This window comes from Pseudomonas sp. P110(2024) (genome assembly GCF_057480795.1).
Map to the genome: position 1 here is coordinate 153,557 of NZ_JBLIYT010000006.1, position 16,213 is coordinate 169,769.

General features: G+C 65.5%; 13 protein-coding genes. 5 read left to right on the forward strand and 8 right to left on the reverse strand.

Features of this window, described 5'->3' with window-relative positions; genetic code table 11:
- Positions 1-143: 143 nt before the first annotated feature.
- The 3 genes from AC25ND_RS11315 (at position 144) to fecA (ending at position 3,979) form a co-directional block, all read left to right on the forward strand.
- On the forward strand, positions 144-638 hold the full coding sequence (locus tag AC25ND_RS11315; RefSeq protein WP_028689537.1) for a sigma-70 family RNA polymerase sigma factor: 495 nt from the start codon (positions 144-146) through the stop codon (positions 636-638).
- Positions 635-1,561, forward strand: a complete 927-nt coding sequence (locus AC25ND_RS11320; RefSeq protein WP_062364609.1) for a FecR domain-containing protein — start codon at positions 635-637, stop codon at positions 1,559-1,561. The genes AC25ND_RS11315 and AC25ND_RS11320 overlap by 4 nt, the downstream gene beginning before the upstream one ends.
- Before the next feature lie 108 nt (positions 1,562-1,669).
- Positions 1,670-3,979, forward strand: coding sequence for a TonB-dependent Fe(3+) dicitrate receptor FecA (gene fecA, locus AC25ND_RS11325; RefSeq protein ID WP_236247750.1), 2,310 nt, complete (start codon positions 1,670-1,672; stop codon positions 3,977-3,979).
- A gap of 250 nt (positions 3,980-4,229) precedes the next feature.
- Here fecA and AC25ND_RS11330 read toward each other — a convergent pair whose 3' ends face one another.
- Together AC25ND_RS11330 and AC25ND_RS11335 are read right to left on the reverse strand one after the other, a co-directional pair.
- On the reverse strand, positions 4,230-4,712 hold the full coding sequence (locus AC25ND_RS11330; RefSeq protein WP_028689534.1) for a glutathione peroxidase: 483 nt from the start codon (positions 4,710-4,712) through the stop codon (positions 4,230-4,232).
- Between the two features lie 146 nt (positions 4,713-4,858).
- Positions 4,859-5,344 carry an FKBP-type peptidyl-prolyl cis-trans isomerase gene (locus AC25ND_RS11335; protein WP_028689533.1) on the reverse strand — a complete coding sequence of 162 codons (486 nt, stop codon included), beginning with the start codon at positions 5,342-5,344 and terminating at the stop codon, positions 4,859-4,861.
- On the opposite strand from AC25ND_RS11335, the gene AC25ND_RS11340 reads away from it, so the two are divergent.
- A complete protein-coding gene (locus AC25ND_RS11340) occupies positions 5,343-5,645 on the forward strand; it encodes a DUF3565 domain-containing protein (RefSeq protein WP_028689532.1) in 303 nt (100 codons plus the stop codon). The two genes, AC25ND_RS11335 and AC25ND_RS11340, sit on opposite strands and share 2 nt — an antisense overlap.
- Before the next feature lie 32 nt (positions 5,646-5,677).
- Positions 5,678-7,768, forward strand: a complete 2,091-nt coding sequence (gene pta, locus AC25ND_RS11345) for a phosphate acetyltransferase (protein ID WP_062364613.1) — start codon at positions 5,678-5,680, stop codon at positions 7,766-7,768.
- Positions 7,769-7,885: 117 nt separating this feature from the next.
- Here pta and AC25ND_RS11350 read toward each other — a convergent pair whose 3' ends face one another.
- From AC25ND_RS11350 to AC25ND_RS11375, 6 genes are all read right to left on the reverse strand, one after another.
- The gene (locus AC25ND_RS11350; RefSeq protein WP_028689530.1) at positions 7,886-8,605 is read right to left on the reverse strand and encodes a YiaD family glycine zipper/OmpA-like lipoprotein; all 720 of its coding nucleotides are present in this window, start codon (positions 8,603-8,605) and stop codon (positions 7,886-7,888) included.
- Between the two features lie 95 nt (positions 8,606-8,700).
- Positions 8,701-9,345, reverse strand: coding sequence for an MBL fold metallo-hydrolase (locus tag AC25ND_RS11355; protein ID WP_028689529.1), 645 nt, complete (start codon positions 9,343-9,345; stop codon positions 8,701-8,703).
- Positions 9,346-9,450: 105 nt separating this feature from the next.
- On the reverse strand, positions 9,451-10,143 hold the full coding sequence (locus AC25ND_RS11360) for a sensor histidine kinase (protein WP_486972143.1): 693 nt from the start codon (positions 10,141-10,143) through the stop codon (positions 9,451-9,453).
- On the reverse strand, positions 10,140-11,747 hold the full coding sequence (locus AC25ND_RS11365) for a response regulator (protein WP_182322469.1): 1,608 nt from the start codon (positions 11,745-11,747) through the stop codon (positions 10,140-10,142). The genes AC25ND_RS11360 and AC25ND_RS11365 overlap by 4 nt, the downstream gene beginning before the upstream one ends.
- Positions 11,748-11,904: 157 nt before the next feature.
- Positions 11,905-14,622 carry a winged helix-turn-helix domain-containing protein gene (locus tag AC25ND_RS11370; RefSeq protein WP_182322467.1) on the reverse strand — a complete coding sequence of 906 codons (2,718 nt, stop codon included), beginning with the start codon at positions 14,620-14,622 and terminating at the stop codon, positions 11,905-11,907.
- Between the two features lie 222 nt (positions 14,623-14,844).
- Positions 14,845-16,209 (reverse strand): DUF1329 domain-containing protein, encoded by a 1,365-nt coding sequence (locus AC25ND_RS11375; RefSeq protein ID WP_028689525.1) that lies wholly within the window; start codon positions 16,207-16,209, stop codon positions 14,845-14,847.
- Positions 16,210-16,213: the final 4 nt, after the last annotated feature.

Consider the following 16,213-nt stretch of genomic DNA (forward strand, 5'->3'; position numbering starts at 1 on the left):
ATTTCAATTCTCATAAGCAAAGCATGCAGGCACCAGCGGTACGCATGCCTTGCGGCGGCAGCGATTGCCGAACACCGGCGGCATGAATACAATGCGAACAATTCTTACTTCCAGTTGCGCCTTCTGGCGCCGGAGTCGTATCGGTGTCCAGTGCCCTCTCTTCCACCGTCGAAGGTCTCTACCACGCCCATCACAGTTGGCTGACCGGCTGGCTGCGACGACGCCTGGGCTGCCCGCAGAGCGCCGCCGACCTGGCCCAGGACACCTACCTGCGCCTGCTCCAGGCACGCGAGGCGCCGCAGCTGATCGAGCCCCGTGCCTTCCTCACCACCGTGGCCAAGCGCGTGCTGTGCAACCACTTCCGCCGCCAGGAACTGGAACGCGCCTACCTCCAGGCCCTGGCCCAGCAGCCCGAGCAGGTGGCGCCCAGCGAGGAAGACAAAGCCCTCATCCTGGACACGCTGCTCGAGCTCGACCGCCTGCTCGATAGCCTGCCGCCGCTGGTCAAACGCGCCTTCCTGCTGGCCCAGGTCGATGGCCTGAGCCAGGGCGAGATCGCCCGCGAGCTGGGCATTTCCCTGGCGACGGTCAAGCGCTACCTGCACAAGGCAGCCCTGCGCTGCTACTTCGCCCTGTGAACGCAGTCTTTTCCTCGCAGATCGCCGAACAGGCGGTGCATTGGCTGATCGAGTCGCAGAGCGAAGGTTTCGACCAGCACCACGCCCTGGAGCGCTGGCTGCAGGCCGACAGCGAACACCAACGGGCCTGGGCCCATATCCAGCAGGTCAACCAGCGCCTGCGCGGCGTCGCCGCCCCGGTGGTCCACGCCACCCTGCAGGCACCGCCCTCACCGGCCCGGCGCCGCGCCCTCAAGGCGCTGCTGCTGGCGGGGCTGGCCAGCGCCGCCGGATTGGGCCTGCAACAACACAATCCCTTGCCTGGGTTGATGGCCGACTACCGCAGCCCGGTCGGCCAGCGCCGCCGCCTGGCCCTCGACGACGGCAGCCTGTTGCACCTGAACACCCGCAGCGCTGCCGACGTGCGCTTCGACGGCCGGCAGCGCCTGGTGCGCTTGCAGGAAGGCGAACTGCTGCTCGACGTGATCAACGACCCACGGCCACTGCGCCTGGCCACGGCCCAGGGCGAGCTGCATCTGCACAGCGGACGCTTCGACGTCCGTCAGTTCGACGGTTTCAGCCTGGTATCGGTGTTCAGCGGCAGCGCCAGCGTGGCCGGCACACCGCTGCTGGCCGGGCACCAAGCGCGCTTGGCCCGTGGCGGCTGGCAGGCGGTTGCACCGCTGGACCCTAATCGGGCGGCCTGGGTGGAGGGCATGCTGGTGGTGTCGCAGATGCGCCTGGGTGACTTTCTCGCCGAGCTGTCGCGGTATCGACTCGGGCAGTTGGGATGCAGCGAGCGGGTGGCCGATCTACGGATTTCCGGATCGTATCCGCTGGCAGACAGTGAACGGATTCTGGAAATGCTGGAAGTGACGCTGCCGGTGAAGGTACGGCGGTTCACCCGGTACTGGGTGTCGCTCGAAGCCGCGTCAACTGGCTAAGAGGCAGGCCCGTTCCCGGGAGCACCCGTTTTTTCAACTCAGTTGAGCCATTTCCCGAACCTTGCGTGACAGAGAAGACAGAACCCCTTGTCACAGGACCTCCGTCACATGCCCCTGCGCCTGCGCCCCCTCGCCTACGCCCTGCTCCTCGCCACCCCGCTCGCCCTGGCCGGCGAGCACCGCGACTACCACATCGCCCCCGGCACACTGGAACAGGCCCTGAACCAGTTCGGTCGCGAAAGCGGCGCGCTGATCTCGTTCAGCCCGGGCCTGACCCAGGGCCTGAGCAGCCCCGGCCTGGAGGGCCAATACGAGGTCGGCCAGGGGCTCGATGCCCTGCTGCGCGGCAGCGGCCTGCAGGCGCGCCAGGAGACCGACAACGCCTACAGCCTGCAACCGCTGCCGGCCACGGTCGGCAACGCCGCGGTCGAGCTGGGCGCATCCACCGTGGTCGGCGACTGGCTGGCCGAGGCCCGCCAGGACAACGTCTTCGAACACCCCGGCGCCCGCGACGTGGTGCGCCGCGAGGCATTCGAACGCAGCGGCGCCAGCAGCGCCCGCGAAGTGCTCAACCGCATCCCCGGCGTCAACGCCCCGGAAAACAACGGCACCGGCAGCCACGACCTGGCACTGAACTTCGGCATCCGTGGCTTGAACCCGCGCCTGGCCTCGCGCTCCACCGTGCTGATGGACGGCATCCCGGTGCCCTTCGCCCCCTACGGCCAGCCGCAGCTGTCGCTGGCGCCGATCAGCCTGGGCAACATGGATGCCGTGGACGTGGTGCGCGGCGGCGGCGCGGTGCGCTACGGGCCGCAGAACGTCGGCGGCATCGTCAACTTCGTCACCCGTGCCATCCCCGAAGAAGCCACCTTCAAGGCGGCGATGCAGAACCAGATCAGCCCCTCGTCCAGCCAGGATGGCCTGAAGAACAGCGCCAACCTGTTGATCGGCGGCACCAATGCCAACGGCCTGGGCGGCGCCCTGCTCTACTCCGGCACCCGCGGCAGCGACTGGCGCGAACACAGCGACACGCAGATCGACGACCTGATGCTCAAGGGCAAGCTGCAACTGGACGAAGCCAACAGCCTGCATGCCATGGCCCAGTACTACGAGGGTGAAGCCGAAATGCCCGGCGGCCTGAGCACTGCCGACTTCGACGCCGACCCGTACCAATCGACCCGCCTGAAGGACAGGTTCTGGGGCCGCCGCACCCTGTTCAACCTGGGCTACGACTACAAGCAGGACGACCGTCAGTTCAGCGTCAACAGCTTCTTCACCAAAACCCTGCGCAGCGGCTACCTCGACCAGGGCAGCTTCGTCTCGCTGTCGCCGCGCGAGTACTGGGTGCGTGGCATCGAGACCCGCTTCTCGCAGGGCGTGGCCCTGGGCGACAGCTGGCACGAACTGGGCATCGGCTACCGCTACGTCAACGAGGCCGGCCACGAACTGCGCTACCGCGAGCCGGTCAACGGCGCCCTGCCGACCACCGCCAGCCGCAACGACCGCGACACCCGCGGCAGCACTGAAGCCCATGCCATCTACCTGGACGACCGCATCGACATCGGCCGCTGGACCATCACCCCGGGCATCCGCTACGAGATGATCGACTCCGAGCAGAGCAACAAGCTCAACGGCCAGCTGTACCAAGGCAGCTACAACACCGCCCTGCCGGCCCTGAACGTGATGTACCACCTCACCGACAACTGGAACCTCTACGTCAACACCGAAGGCTCGTTCGGCAGCGTGCAGTACAGCCAGATGCCCAACCGGGTCAGCAGCGGCGAGGTGAAACCGGAGAAGGCGCGCACCTGGGAAGTCGGCACCCGCTACGACAATGGCGACCTGCAGGCCGAGATCGGCGCCTTCCTGATCAACTTCGACAACCAGTACGAAAGCAACCAGACCAACGACTCGGTAATCGCCCGCGGCGAGACCCGCCACCAGGGTATCGAGACCAGCGTGCGCTACGCCCTCGACGGCTTGAGCCCGGTCTTGGCCGGTTTCGACGTGCACGCCGGCTACGCCTTCGTCGATGCCACCATCCGCGAAGACGGCCCGAACAAGGGCAACCAGGTACCGTTCTCGTCCCGTCACAAGGGCACGCTGGGGATCGGCTACACCGAAGGCCCATGGCAGTTGAACCTGGACAGCAGCTTCCAGAGCAGCCAGTACGCCGACAACGCCAACACTGGCAGCGAAAGCGCCGACGGCAGCACCGGGCGCATCCCCGGCTACATGCTGGTCAGCACCCGCGCCGGCTATGACTTCGGCCCGCAGCTTTCGAACCTGAAGGTGGCGGTGGGGGTGAAGAACCTGTTCAACCGCGAGTACTACACCCGCTCGTTCGACGACAACAACAAGGGCAAGTACGTGGGTGAGCCGCGAACGTTGTATGTGCAGACGTCGGTAGCGTTCTGACAGCGCGGGCCAGAGGGGTAGACGCCTTCCCTGTAGGAGATCGCCCAGCCTTTAGGGCTACGCTGTCGCGCAGGGAGCAGAGTTCCAGCGTGGGAGCGGCCTTGTGTCGCGAAAGGGCCGCAAAGCGGCCCCGGCGATTGTTGCATGAACACGGAAATCGGGGGCTGCTACGCAGCCCTTTCGCGACGCAAGGCCGCTCCTACAGGGGGAGCGTTTGGCCTGAAGGACGTGTGTCGGTGATAATCGGAAATCAGCCCAGCGCCTTCTCGATCGCCTGCACCACGGTCGGATCATCCGGCGCGGTACGCGGGGCGAAACGCGCCAATACACGGCCATCCTTGCCAACCAGGAACTTCTCGAAGTTCCAGGTGATATCGCCGGGGAACTCGGCCCCTTCACCCGCCAGCAGGCGGTACAGCGAATGACGCTGCGGCCCGTTGACCTCGAGCTTGGCGCCCAGCGGGAAGCTCACCCCATAGTTGAGGCTGCAAAACGCCTGGATCTCCTCCTCGCTGCCAGGTTCCTGGCCGGCGAACTGGTTGCACGGCAGACCCAGCACATTGAAGCCCTTGTCCCTGTAGTCCTGATAAAGGTTCTCCAGGGCCTTGTACTGCGGGGTCAACCCGCACTTGGAGGCGACATTGACCACCAGCACCACTTGGCCCTTGAACGGGGCCAGCGGCAGGTCCTCGCCGTTCAACGCCTTCAACGTCAGGTCGTGAAATGCACTCATGATGAAATCCCCTCTCAGGTTCCCGATTGCCGCTGGGGCGAATCCCGCCCACTAAAAAGGCGCGCGGCCAAACCGTCCACCCTCCTGAGGAGGGCAAGTCCGGCTTGCCCGAGCGCCTGGCGACTCTCTGAGCTTAGCGCAGAAAATCAGTGGTGATGGCCACCTTCACCGTGGATGTGGCGGTGAGCGATTTCTTCTTCGCTGGCCTCCCGCACGTCGACAACCTTGACCTTGAAGTTCAGGCGCTGGCCAGCCAGCGGGTGGTTGCCGTCAACGGTGACGTCGTCGCCGTCGATGTCGCGGATGGTGACGATCTGCATCTGACCGTCCGGCGCCGAGGCGTGGAACTGCATGCCGACTTCCAGCTGGTCGACGCCTTCGAACATGCTGCGGTTCAGGGTGCTGACCAGTTCGGCCGAGTACTCGCCATAGGCGTCTTCCGGTTCGATGGCAACAGTCAGCTCGTCACCGGCCTGCTTGCCTTCCAGGGCTTTTTCCAGGCCCGGGATGATGTTGGCGGCACCGTGCAGGTAGACCAGCGGCGCACCACCGGCGGAGCTGTCGATGACCTCACCTGCGTCGTTGGTGAGGGTATAGTCGATGGAGACAGCCTTGTTGGCGGCGATCAGCATGGGGCAAGACCTTTTGCAAAAGAATGTAGAACGGACAAGTGTAACCAACGCATCGACCGATTGCGAACGCGACTCGGACCAAGGGCCGCCCATCAGTCGGATCACCGGCTTCCACCTCGACGAGGAGGACCACTGGGTGGTCGAGCTGTCCTGCGGCCACACCCAGCACCTGCGCCACCAGCCGCCGTGGCAGGCCCGGCCCTGGGTGCTCGATGCCGACGAGCGCGCCCGGCGCATCGGCCAGGTATTCGCCTGCGGCTGGTGCGCGCAGGGGGCGGTTAGCGATACCCTTGGCCGCTGAATTCCTTGCACCGCTTATTTCGAGAAGCACGCATGCAGACATTTTTCATTGCGCCGACCGACTTCGGCGTCGGCCTGACCTCCATCAGCCTGGGACTGGTCCGCACCCTGGAGCGCGCGGGGCTAAAGGTCGGCTTCTTCAAGCCGATCGCCCAGCCGCACCCCGGCGACACCGGGCCGGAGCGTTCCAGCGAACTGGTGGCCCGTACCCACGGCATCAAGCCGCCCACGCCCCTGAGCCTGGGGCATGTCGAGCGCATGCTCGGTGACGGCCAGCTCGACGAGCTGCTCGAGGAGATCATCCGCCTCTACCAGCAAGCCTGCGTCGGCAAGGACGTGGTGGTGGTCGAGGGCATGGTGCCGACCCGCCACGCCAGCTATGCCGCCCGGGTCAACCTGCACCTGGCCAAGAGCCTGGACGCCGAGGTGATCCTGGTGTCGGCACCGGAGAACGAGGTATTGAGCGAGCTGTCCGGCCGCGTCGAGCTGCAGGCCCAGCTGTTTGGCGGCCCGCGGGACCCGAAGGTGCTCGGTGTGATCCTCAACAAGGTGCGCACCGACGAAAGCATGGCCGACTTCGCCACGCGCCTGCGCGAGCATTCGCCGCTGCTGCGCGGCAACGACTTCCGCCTGCTCGGCTGCATCCCGTACCAGGCCGAGCTCAACGCCCCGCGAACCCGCGACGTGGCCGAGCTGCTCGGCGCCCAGGTACTCAACGCCGGCGACTACGACCAGCGGCGCATGAGCAAGATCATCATCTGCGCCCGCACCGTGGCCAACACCGTGCCACTGCTGACCTCCGGCACCCTGGTAGTGACCCCGGGCGACCGTGACGACATCATCCTCGCCGTGTGCATGGCCGCGATCAACGGCGTGCCCCTGGCCGGCCTGCTGCTGACCAGCGACAGCAAGCCCGACCCACGCATCCTCGAGCTGTGCCGCGGCGCCCTGCAGGCCGGCCTGCCGATCCTGTCGGTGAGCACCGGTTCCTACGACACCGCCAACCAGCTCAACTCGCTGAACCGCGAGATCCCGGTGGACGACCGCGAGCGCGCCGAGTTCATCACCGACTTCGTCGCCAGCCAGCTGGACGCGGCCTGGCTGCACCAGCGTTGCGGCACGCCACGGGAACTGCGCCTGTCACCGGCAGTGTTCCGCTACCAGTTGATCCAGCGCGCCCAGCAGGCCAACAAGCGCATCGTCCTGCCCGAGGGCGCCGAGCCCCTGCTGGTGCAGGCCGCCGCCCTGTGCCAGGCCCGTGGCATTGCCCGCTGCGTGCTGCTGGCCAAGCCCGAGGACGTGCAGGCCGTGGCCCGCGCCCAGGGCATCAGCCTGCCGCCGGACCTGGAGGTGCTCGACCCCGAGCTGATCCGTGGCCGCTATGTCGAACCGATGGTCGAGCTGCGCAAGAGCAAGAACCTCAACGCGCCGATGGCCGAGCAGCAGCTGGAAGACCCGGTGGTGATCGGCACCATGATGCTGGCCCTCGGCGAAGTGGACGGCCTGGTCTCCGGCCTGGTGCACTCAACGGCCAACACCATCCGCCCGGCCTTGCAGCTGATCAAGACGGCGCCGGGCAGCAGCCTGGTGTCGTCGGTGTTCTTCATGCTGTTCCCCGACCAGGTGCTGGTGTATGGCGACTGCGTGATGAACCCGCATCCCAGCGCCGCCGAGCTGGCCGAAATCGCCCGGCAGAGCGCCGAGTCCGCCGAATCGTTCGGCATCGCGCCACGGGTGGCGATGCTCAGCTATTCCAGCGATTCGGCGGCCAGCGACGAGGAGGTGGAAAAGGTACGCGAAGCCACGCGCCTGGCGCAGCAGGCCGAGCACGACCTGCTGATCGACGGGCCGTTGCAGTATGACGCCGCCGCCAACCCCGAGATCGCCCGGCAACTGGCGCCGTCGAGCCCGGTGGCCGGACGCGCCACGGTGTTCGTGTTCCCCGACCTGAACACCGGCAACACCACGCACAAGGCGGTGCAGCGCAGCGCCGACTGCGTCAGCCTCGGGCCGATGCTGCAAGGTCTGCGCAAGCCGGTCAACGACCTGCCCCGTGGGGCGCAGGTGGACGATATCGTGCATACCATCGCGTTGACGGCGATTCAGGCCAGTACCGAACGCTAGAAAGCATCGCGGGGCAAGTCGCATCGGCGCACCGCCGCTCCCACGCCATGAGTGGATGGCGTGGGAGCGGCGGTGCGCCGATGCGACTTGCCCCGCGATCGGTTGCAGCCAGGCGACTTATGGATACTGCTGCACAGTCCCCTGCTGGTCATACTGCTGACCCGGGATCGGCTTCAGGTTGACCTCGACGCGGCGGTTCTGCGCACGGCCATTGGCATCGGCGTTGCTGGCGATCGGCTGGTCCGGCCCCATGCCACGCACGCTGACCCGCGAGGAATCCACGCCCTGGGAGGTCAGGTAGGTGCTGACCGCCTGGGCACGACGCTGGGACAGGTCCATGTTGTGCTGGCGGCTGCCGGTGCTGTCGGTGAAGCCCACCACCTCGATGGTGTTCTGGTTGAACTGCTTGAACGAGTTGGCCAGGTTGTTCAGCGGCGAGTAGAAGCTTGGGGAAATGTTCGCCGAATCGGTGGCGAAGGTGATATTGCCCGGCATGATCAGCTTGATCTGGTCGCCCTGGCGCTGCACCTCGACGCCGGTGTTGGCCATCTTGGCGCGCAGCTCGGCTTCCTGCTTGTCGGCGTAGTAGCCGTAGCCGGCGGCGGCGGCGCCCACCGCGGCGGCGCCGATCAGCGCGCCTTTGCCACGGTTGTTGTGATCGATGGCGGCACCGGCAATGGCACCGGCCAGCGCGCCCAGGCCACCGTACTTGGCGGTCTTGCTCATCCCTGTGGAGCCCTGCGCCTGGCCCTGGTTGTCATACGGGTTGGGGCTGGCACAACCGGACATCAGGGCGGCGGCGGTAGCGACGATAATCAGACGACGCATGGTGAACATGGACAAGCTCCTACTGAAATTCAAAAGTGCAGCGGATCACCTACGGATCTATGCCAGCCTTGGATTGCAGCGCGGCGGAAAAATTCCATGAAACCTCAGGCGCGCACGAACGGATTCTCGCGCATCTCGTCGCCGAGGCGGGTGTCCGGGCCATGGCCGGTCACCACGATGGCCTCCTCATCCAGGCGGTACAGCCGTTCCTTGATGGAACGAACGATAGCCCGCTGATCGCCACCCCACAAATCGGTGCGCCCTACGCCACGACGGAACAGCGTATCGCCAGCGATCAGCAGCTTGTGCTCGGCGAACCAGAAACTCATCGAACCCGGCGTATGCCCTGGGGTGTGCAAGGCCACGCCGCAACCGCAGGCCAGCTCCTCGTCGTCGCTCAGCCAGCGATCCGGCGACGGCACCGGCGTGTAGGGCATGCCGAACATCTGGCACTGCATCTCCAGGTTTTCCCACAGCGGCTGGTCGGCCTTGTGCAAGTGCAGCGTGGCACCGGTCAGTTCCTTGAGCTTGCCCGAGGCGAGGAAATGGTCGAAGTGGGCATGGGTGTGGATGATGCTCACCAGGGTCAGGCCATGATGCTGCAGGCGGGCGAGGATCTTCTGCTCGTCCCCGCCCGGGTCGACGACGATGGCCTTTTTGCTGAGCGGGTCGCCGATCAGGGTGCAGTTGCACTGCAGCGGGCCGACGGGGAAGGTTTCGCGGATGAGGGTTGAAGGTAGAGCGTTCATTGTTGGCCTGGAGAAATCACGGATGTCCGACAAGACTATCGCCAGGCCTGCGGTATGCCAACTCGTGATCAAAGCCTCTGAAAGAGCTCACGAACGCGGCAGATCTCAAGGCAGGTACAACCGGAACAACCCGCCCCCCAGTGTCCCGCCATTGGCAATCTCGATCCGCCCGCATACCCCGTTGCGCTCGTGCAGCGCGGCAATTCGCGCGGCGAAGTACAGCCCCAGCCCGGTGCTGCCGCTCTGCGAGTCGATGCCCTGCACATAGTCGTGCTGGCGTTCGAGCATGCGCTGTGGATAACCGGCGCCGTCGTCGTTGACGCTGATCACCAGTTGCTCGCCCTCTTCCTCGATGCTGATCAGCAGGGCATGGCCGGCATAGCGGATGGCGTTGGTGAGCACATTGGCCACCACCGAGGCGACCAGTTCGCGGTCGAAGAAGCCCAGCGGGCTCTCGGTCTCGATGCGCCAGGTGGCAAGGATGTCGCGGTGTTTGATCACCTCTTCCTGGGCCGCCAGCTGGGCCTCGAGAAAGTCGTCCAGCTCGTGGTAGTCCGGGCAGATGGGCAGCTGGTTGACGCCCAGCTTGTACAGCCCCAGCAACTGCACGAGCATACCGTTCAGGTGGCTTAGCTCATGCTCCACCACACCCTGCTCGGTGCCGCCGCGCAGCGCTTCGGGCAGGCGCGCCAGCCATTGGCTGTGGGCATGGGTGAGCGCCGAGAGGGAGTTTTTCAGGTCGTGCACGGTGGAGGCGATCACCGTGGAGAAGTCCAGCCCCTGGTTGTCCTGGTTCATGCGCCGAAGACCCGGATGTGCAGTTTGCGGTAGCGGTCATAGCGACTGTCGCTGGCGGGAATGCCGGCCACGCTGGTGAGACAGTCGCGGCACTCCTGCATCAGTGCCGGCGTTGGCGTCTCGCCGCCGATACGCAGCAGGGCCTGGGCGGTGTTCAGGGCGATGCTGATGTTCTTCGGCTGCAGCGACAACGCCTTGCGGAACATGCCCAGCGCCTCGTTGAGCTGACCGCCCTGGTAGCTGCGCACACCCTGGCGGTTGAGGTCCACGGCTTCGGTCACCGCCCCCAGCACCAGCGGATCGTCGGTGAGCTTGGCGACGCTCTGCATGACCTTGGGGTCGTCGCCGTAGGTTTCCACACACCCCTTGAGGATCGAGGTACCCGCCGCGTCCTGGCCAAGTTGCTGCAGCTGCCTGGCCACCGTCAGCGCCGCCTCCACGGAGAAGAACTGGTCCATCTTCTCCAGACGCTGCATGGCCTGCTCAGTGAGCTTGGCGGCGGTTTCTGGATCGCCAGCCTGCTGCAGGCTGGCGGCCTTCATTAACCGCGCACGCACCTGCAGGCCCTGGTCCTCGACATTCTCCTTGGCCACCTCGCTGAGCACGGTGTTGATCTCGACCCGGGTACGGGCGTCGAGACCGTTGCCACTGTTCTTGTTCATCAACGCCTGGACCAACCCCAGGTTGCTCTCGGCGTCCTTGTAGCGCGAACTCTGCCCTTGGTTCACCGCATGGCGATAAGCCTTGGAGGCGCTTTCGAAGTCGGCGTTGTCCAGTGCCAACTTGCCCAGCGCGGCCTGGCGGCGCACGGCGAGCGGCGACAGGCGCACCGCCTCCTCGAGCATGTGCTGGGCACGCCGGGTCTCACCCTGGGCCACCAGCACCTCGGCCATGCCATCGTACAGGTTGGGCATGATCGGGAAGGCCTTGAGGGCCTGCTCGTAGACACCCTGGGCCTGGGCGTTCTGCCCGCGCTTGTGCAGCAGGCTGCCGAGCGCCGCGTAAACCCAGGGCTGCGGACGACTGGCAAGGATGTTCTTGAGAAACTTCTCCAGCTCCTCGAAGCGATTGAGATCGCGCAGTGCGTCAGCGCGGTAGCGCAGGCACAGCGGGGCGAAGCGCGGGTCTTTCTTGCACAACTCGGCACAGGCGGCGAGCACTTCGGCCGGACGGCTGCGGTCGAGGGCCTGGAGAATCGGCTTGAGCAGCGTCTTGCGCTGGGTCAGCTTCTCCAGGCGCTGGGCCAGGCCGACCCGGTTGAAGGGCTTGGTCAGGTAAGCGTCGGGCTCGTGCTCGATGGCACTGAGCACGATGGACTGGCTGCTTTCGGCGGTGACCATGATGAACACGCATTCATGGCTGATCAGCTTGTCGAGGATCAGGTCCTCGAGCACTTGCTGGCCGTTCTTCTTACCGTCACCCAGGTGGAAATCCTGGAGGATGAAGTCGTAACGCTTCTGCCCGCACATGCGCAGCGCCTGTTCGCCACTGTCGGCGGTGTCGACGTCCCGCACGCCCAGCTCGCGAAGCATCGAACGGGTCGAGGTTCGGAAGTCGGTGAAGTCGTCGACGATCAGAAAGCTTTTTTGCCCATACTGCAGCATCAACACGACCTGTATTGAAAAAGTGGGGAAGTGGCGCGTGGCGATGCATACCGCCGAGGTCTGTATCGGCAGCGGTTCGGGAAAGATGAGCCCGGAAAGGTAACGCCGAATGATGGCCTAAAGCCGCTATCTTAACGGCCGACCTCGCCTTAAGCCACTAGACCAGCAAGCCAAGGGTCTTGGCCCTGGCCACCGCCTGGGTGCGGCGCTCGACACCGAGCTTGCTGTTGATATGGCTGGCGTGGGTCTTGACCGTGTGCAGGGAGATGAACAGGCGCTCGCTGATCTGCTGGTTTGAACAGCCTTGGGCGATCAGTTCCAGCACGGCGAACTCACGGCTGCTCAGAGCCTCGGTGGCCCCCCCGCCGGTAGCCAGCGCCTGCGGCAGATGGGCCAGCAGATCGCTCTGCGCCGGGCAGGCCGCACGCCCCGTCAACTGCTCGCGCAGCCAGTGTGGCTGCTCTTCGATCAAGCGTTGGAAGGCCTGCAGGGCACCGCCCTGGGCCGCTTCCAGGGCAGATGCGAGCAACCTGGCCGCTTCGGCGTCACGCCCCTCGGCCAGCAGCAGGGCGATCAATTGGCACTGAGCGCTGACCACCAGCGTCATGCCACCGCTGGCCTGGCCCCGCTCGACCAGCGTGCGCAACCGCGCTTCGGCGTCACCGGGGCGGGCCAGCACCCGTTCCAGCAAGGCCTGCTGCAACTCGATGTGCAGTGGCAACAACGGGTGGAACTCCGGTGCGGCCGCAGGTTGCTCGCCACCATAGGTCTGCCCCAAGCGCAGCAGCCAGGACTCGGCCAGGTCCGTTCGGCCCTGGGCCAACCAAAGCTCGCACTTCACCAGGGTAATCATGGCTAGGTAGAAGATCGGCGGCACATCCCAGATATGCATCAGCCGCTCCGCCTCGGCCAGTTCCGAGAACGCTTCGGCAAAACGCCCTTCGCGACCGTCCAACGAGGCGATCACGCAATGCCCGATCAGGACGCTGATGTCGCGGCAGCTGCGCGCCTCGCTGAGCCCGGCGCGCAAGCGCGCACGGCCCTGGGCGCAATGCAGGCGGGCCGCCAGCAAGTAGCCCTCGTACAAGGTCAGGCGTGCGCGCACGGCATACAGGCGCTGCCCCGAAAGGCCCTGCAACCGCTGCAATCCTTGGCGCACTTCGTCCAGGGCTCGCAGCACCTCACCCCGGGCGTGCAGTACTCGCGCCCGATCGTAATGGGCCAGGGCCTCAAACAGCGGGTTGCCGACCCGTTGCGCCAATTCGAGTGCTTCGCGGTTCCAGCCCCGCGCTCGCCAGAAATCGCCATCGGCGATGGCCAGGTTCGACAGGGTCGACAGACACACCAGCCGCTGACCGTAGCGCTTGTTCGGCAAGCTCTGCAGCGCCTCGCCACAGTAGGCGAGTGTCCGCTCGCGATCGCCGCGGCCACGGGCGATGACCCCGCTAAGGGCCAGCCACTGGGCGAGCATCGACTTCTGTGCCGTGGCCGACGGTGCGGGCAGGAAGCGGCTCAGGTAGGCCGCCAGCTCCTCGGCGGCGTCCAGTTGGCAGGCCAAACCCAGGGCCCAGCTATACAGGACGATCAGCCTGGGCGTGCTGATCAACAAGCTGTCGGGCAGGTCCATCTTCCAGCGCAGGAGCATGCCGACATTCTGCTCCGCCAGCAGTTGCTCCTCGGACAGGCTCTGTACCAGGCCCGCCGCCACGTCCAGGTGGCCCGCGCGCAGGGCCTGCTCCACCGCTTCGTCCAGCAGGCCCTGCCCTTCGAACCAACGGCAGGCACGCAGGTGCAGCCCCGCCAGTGGCTCACAGGCCTGCCGGCTACGCAGCAGGTCGGAGAACAGGTGGTGATAGCGGAACCACAACCCATGCTCGTCGAGCGGCACCAGGAACACCTGGTGGGCCTGCAGATAGCTCAGGATCTCGCCGCTGTCATGGCGCTCGCGCAGGGCGTCACATAATTCGGCGCAGAAACGCTCCTGGCAGGCAGTCTCGTAGAGAAACGCCTGCACGGGGGCCGGCAGGATGTCGATGACTTCCTCCAGCAGGTAGTCGCGGATAAGCCCTTCGCCGCCATGCAGCGCCTGGGGCAAGGCGTGGTCCTCGCCGGACTCGCTGGCCGCCAGTTGCCAGAAACGCAGCCCTGCCACCCAACCGTCGCTGCGCTGGATCAGGTTGTCCAGGGCTTGGCCGCGCAAACCGGTGGGTTGGCGGCCGATCACGGCCAGCGCTTCATCGGGGGTCAGGCGCAGGTCCTGCTCGTTGAGTTCGACCAGTTGGCGCGATAGGCGCAGGCGCGCCAGGTGCCAGTCGGGCCGTTGACGACTGGTGACCAGCAGGGCCAACCCGGCCGGCAGATGGTTGAGGAAGAACTGCAGGCAACGATCGAGCACCGGCCCCTGGGCCAGGTGATAGTCATCCAGTACCAGCAGCAAGGGCGTGTCCGGTTGCAGGTAGAGCGCGAGTTCATCAAGCAGGCCGTCGAGCCACTCTTCGAAGGCGAAGGGTTGATGCCGTTGGCGCATCTTCAAAAGCCCCAGGGCCTGGCCGCCAAGTGCCGGGCAGAACTGCTGCAAGCCTTCGAGCAAGCGTTCGAGAAAACGCCCCGGATCAGCATCGCGCTGGCTCAAGCCAAGCCAGAGGCTGCGCCAGTGGCTGGGCAGCGCCTGGCAGAACTCAATGGCCAACGAACTCTTGCCAAACCCCGCCGGTGCGTTCACCAGTAACAGACGCCCCCCCAGGCCACTTTGCAGGCGCTGGCACAGGCGTGCTCTGGGGACGTGCGCTTCCGGCAGCGGCGGCCGGAAGAAACGCCCATCCAGCAGGCCCAAGGCCTGGCTGGCGACTCCGTGGGTACGGGACAGGTCTGTCATGGCCGGCTCGTTCTGATTGGAATAGGGCGGCGTAAGGGCTTGTTGCGAGACTAGCGGCAAACGCTGCGCATTTGAAGATGATGCAGGCGCTTTGCCCTAAAAAGACTACGACAAAAAGAAACAGCAGCGACAGGCCGCTCGACTTCACGCCCGCACAAACAGAAACGCCCCGGCTAGCCGGGGCGTTCTGGGAGATCAAACGGAGTTGCGACGACTGTCAGCTCAACGCACACCCGCCTGACGCAGGGCTGCCGGTTGGAAATCGGCCTTGCTGGCGCTGAAGCCGAAGTTGTAGGCGCTCTTCTCTTCGTTCTTCATACCCAGGGCCAGGTAGCGGCCCGACTGCAGGTCGTAGATGGCCTCCAGGGTGTACCAGGGTACCTGCACGTTGTAGTACGGCTGGGCGTGGGCCTCGGAAACGCGCCACAACTGGTTGCGACCGTCGTACTGGTCGATCACCGCAGCCTGCCAGGTGTCCTCGTCGATGTAGAAGTCACGCTTGGCATAGATGTGGCGCTGACCCGGCTTGAGGGTGGCAACCACGTGCCAGACGCGGCGCAGCTCGTAACGCGACAAGTCCTGGTTGATGTGCCCGGCCTTGATGATGTCGCTGTACTTGAGCTTCGGATCGTCCAGCTTGTAGGCGTTGGAGGCGATGTACATCTCCTTCTTGCCTTCGAGCTTCCAGTCGTAACGGTCCGGCGCGCCGTTGTACATGTCCAGGTTGTCGGAGGTGCGCAGGCCGTCGGCGGCAGTACCCGGGCCGTCGTACGACACTTGCGGCGCCTGGCGCACACGGCGCTGGCCGGCGTTGTAAATCCAAGCCTTGCGCGGCTCCTTGACCTGGTCGAGCGTCTCGTGGACCAGCAGTACGGTCCCGGCCAGCCGCGCCGGGGCGGTCACTTCCTGCTTGAAGTAGAACAGAATGTTGCCCGGGTTGGCCGGATCGTAGTCCTTCATCTTGTCGCGGAACACGAACTGGTCCTGGAAATACACCAGGCTGTACGAGCCGTTCTGCTGCGGGGTGGCCTGTGTGACCAGGCGGGTCACGCTGCCACCACGGTAGCGGGTGATGTGGTTCCAGATCACCTCCAGGCCATCCTTGGGGATCGGGAACGGCACGGCGGTGCGGAAGTTCTCCAGGCCGTTGCCGCCGGCGACCAGGGTGGTCTTGGTGGCGTTTTCCTTGATCGCGGCGAACACATCGTCCGGTACCGTGGAGCCGCGGTGGGTCTTGTACACCGGGATCTTGTAGGTGTCCGGATAGCGCTTGAGCATCGCCAGCTGGCCAGGCGAGAGCTTGTCCTTGTATTGGTCGGCGTTCTGCGCAGTGATGGTGAACAGGGGTTTCTCGCTGCCGTAGGGGTCGGACAGGAAGCCCTTCGCATCGACGCTGCCGGCGCTCTTGGACAGCGGCTCCCACGGGCCGATCGAGCCATCGGCGTTACCAGCCTTCTCCGCGCCCATCGGTGTCAGTGTGGAGCCCAGCTTGGCCGCTTCGGTGGCGGAAACCGCAGCCATGACGCTGGTTGCCAGCAGGGACATGCCCAGTACACCGGCTTGCAGCAGACGTGTGGTCATTTTCATTGTG

Coding starts and splice junctions, on each gene's coding strand:
- AC25ND_RS11375 (WP_028689525.1), bottom strand. CDS start 16,209: ATGAAAATGACCACACGTCTGCTGCAAGCCGGTGTACTGGGCATGTCC.
- AC25ND_RS11350 (WP_028689530.1), bottom strand. CDS start 8,605: ATGTTCACCATGCGTCGTCTGATTATCGTCGCTACCGCCGCCGCCCTG.
- AC25ND_RS11340 (WP_028689532.1), top strand. CDS start 5,343: ATGGGGCAAGACCTTTTGCAAAAGAATGTAGAACGGACAAGTGTAACC.
- AC25ND_RS11355 (WP_028689529.1), bottom strand. CDS start 9,345: ATGAACGCTCTACCTTCAACCCTCATCCGCGAAACCTTCCCCGTCGGC.
- AC25ND_RS11335 (WP_028689533.1), bottom strand. CDS start 5,344: ATGCTGATCGCCGCCAACAAGGCTGTCTCCATCGACTATACCCTCACC.
- fecA (WP_236247750.1), top strand. CDS start 1,670: ATGCCCCTGCGCCTGCGCCCCCTCGCCTACGCCCTGCTCCTCGCCACC.
- AC25ND_RS11330 (WP_028689534.1), bottom strand. CDS start 4,712: ATGAGTGCATTTCACGACCTGACGTTGAAGGCGTTGAACGGCGAGGAC.
- AC25ND_RS11370 (WP_182322467.1), bottom strand. CDS start 14,622: ATGACAGACCTGTCCCGTACCCACGGAGTCGCCAGCCAGGCCTTGGGC.
- pta (WP_062364613.1), top strand. CDS start 5,678: ATGCAGACATTTTTCATTGCGCCGACCGACTTCGGCGTCGGCCTGACC.
- AC25ND_RS11360 (WP_486972143.1), bottom strand. CDS start 10,143: ATGAACCAGGACAACCAGGGGCTGGACTTCTCCACGGTGATCGCCTCC.
- AC25ND_RS11365 (WP_182322469.1), bottom strand. CDS start 11,747: ATGCTGCAGTATGGGCAAAAAAGCTTTCTGATCGTCGACGACTTCACC.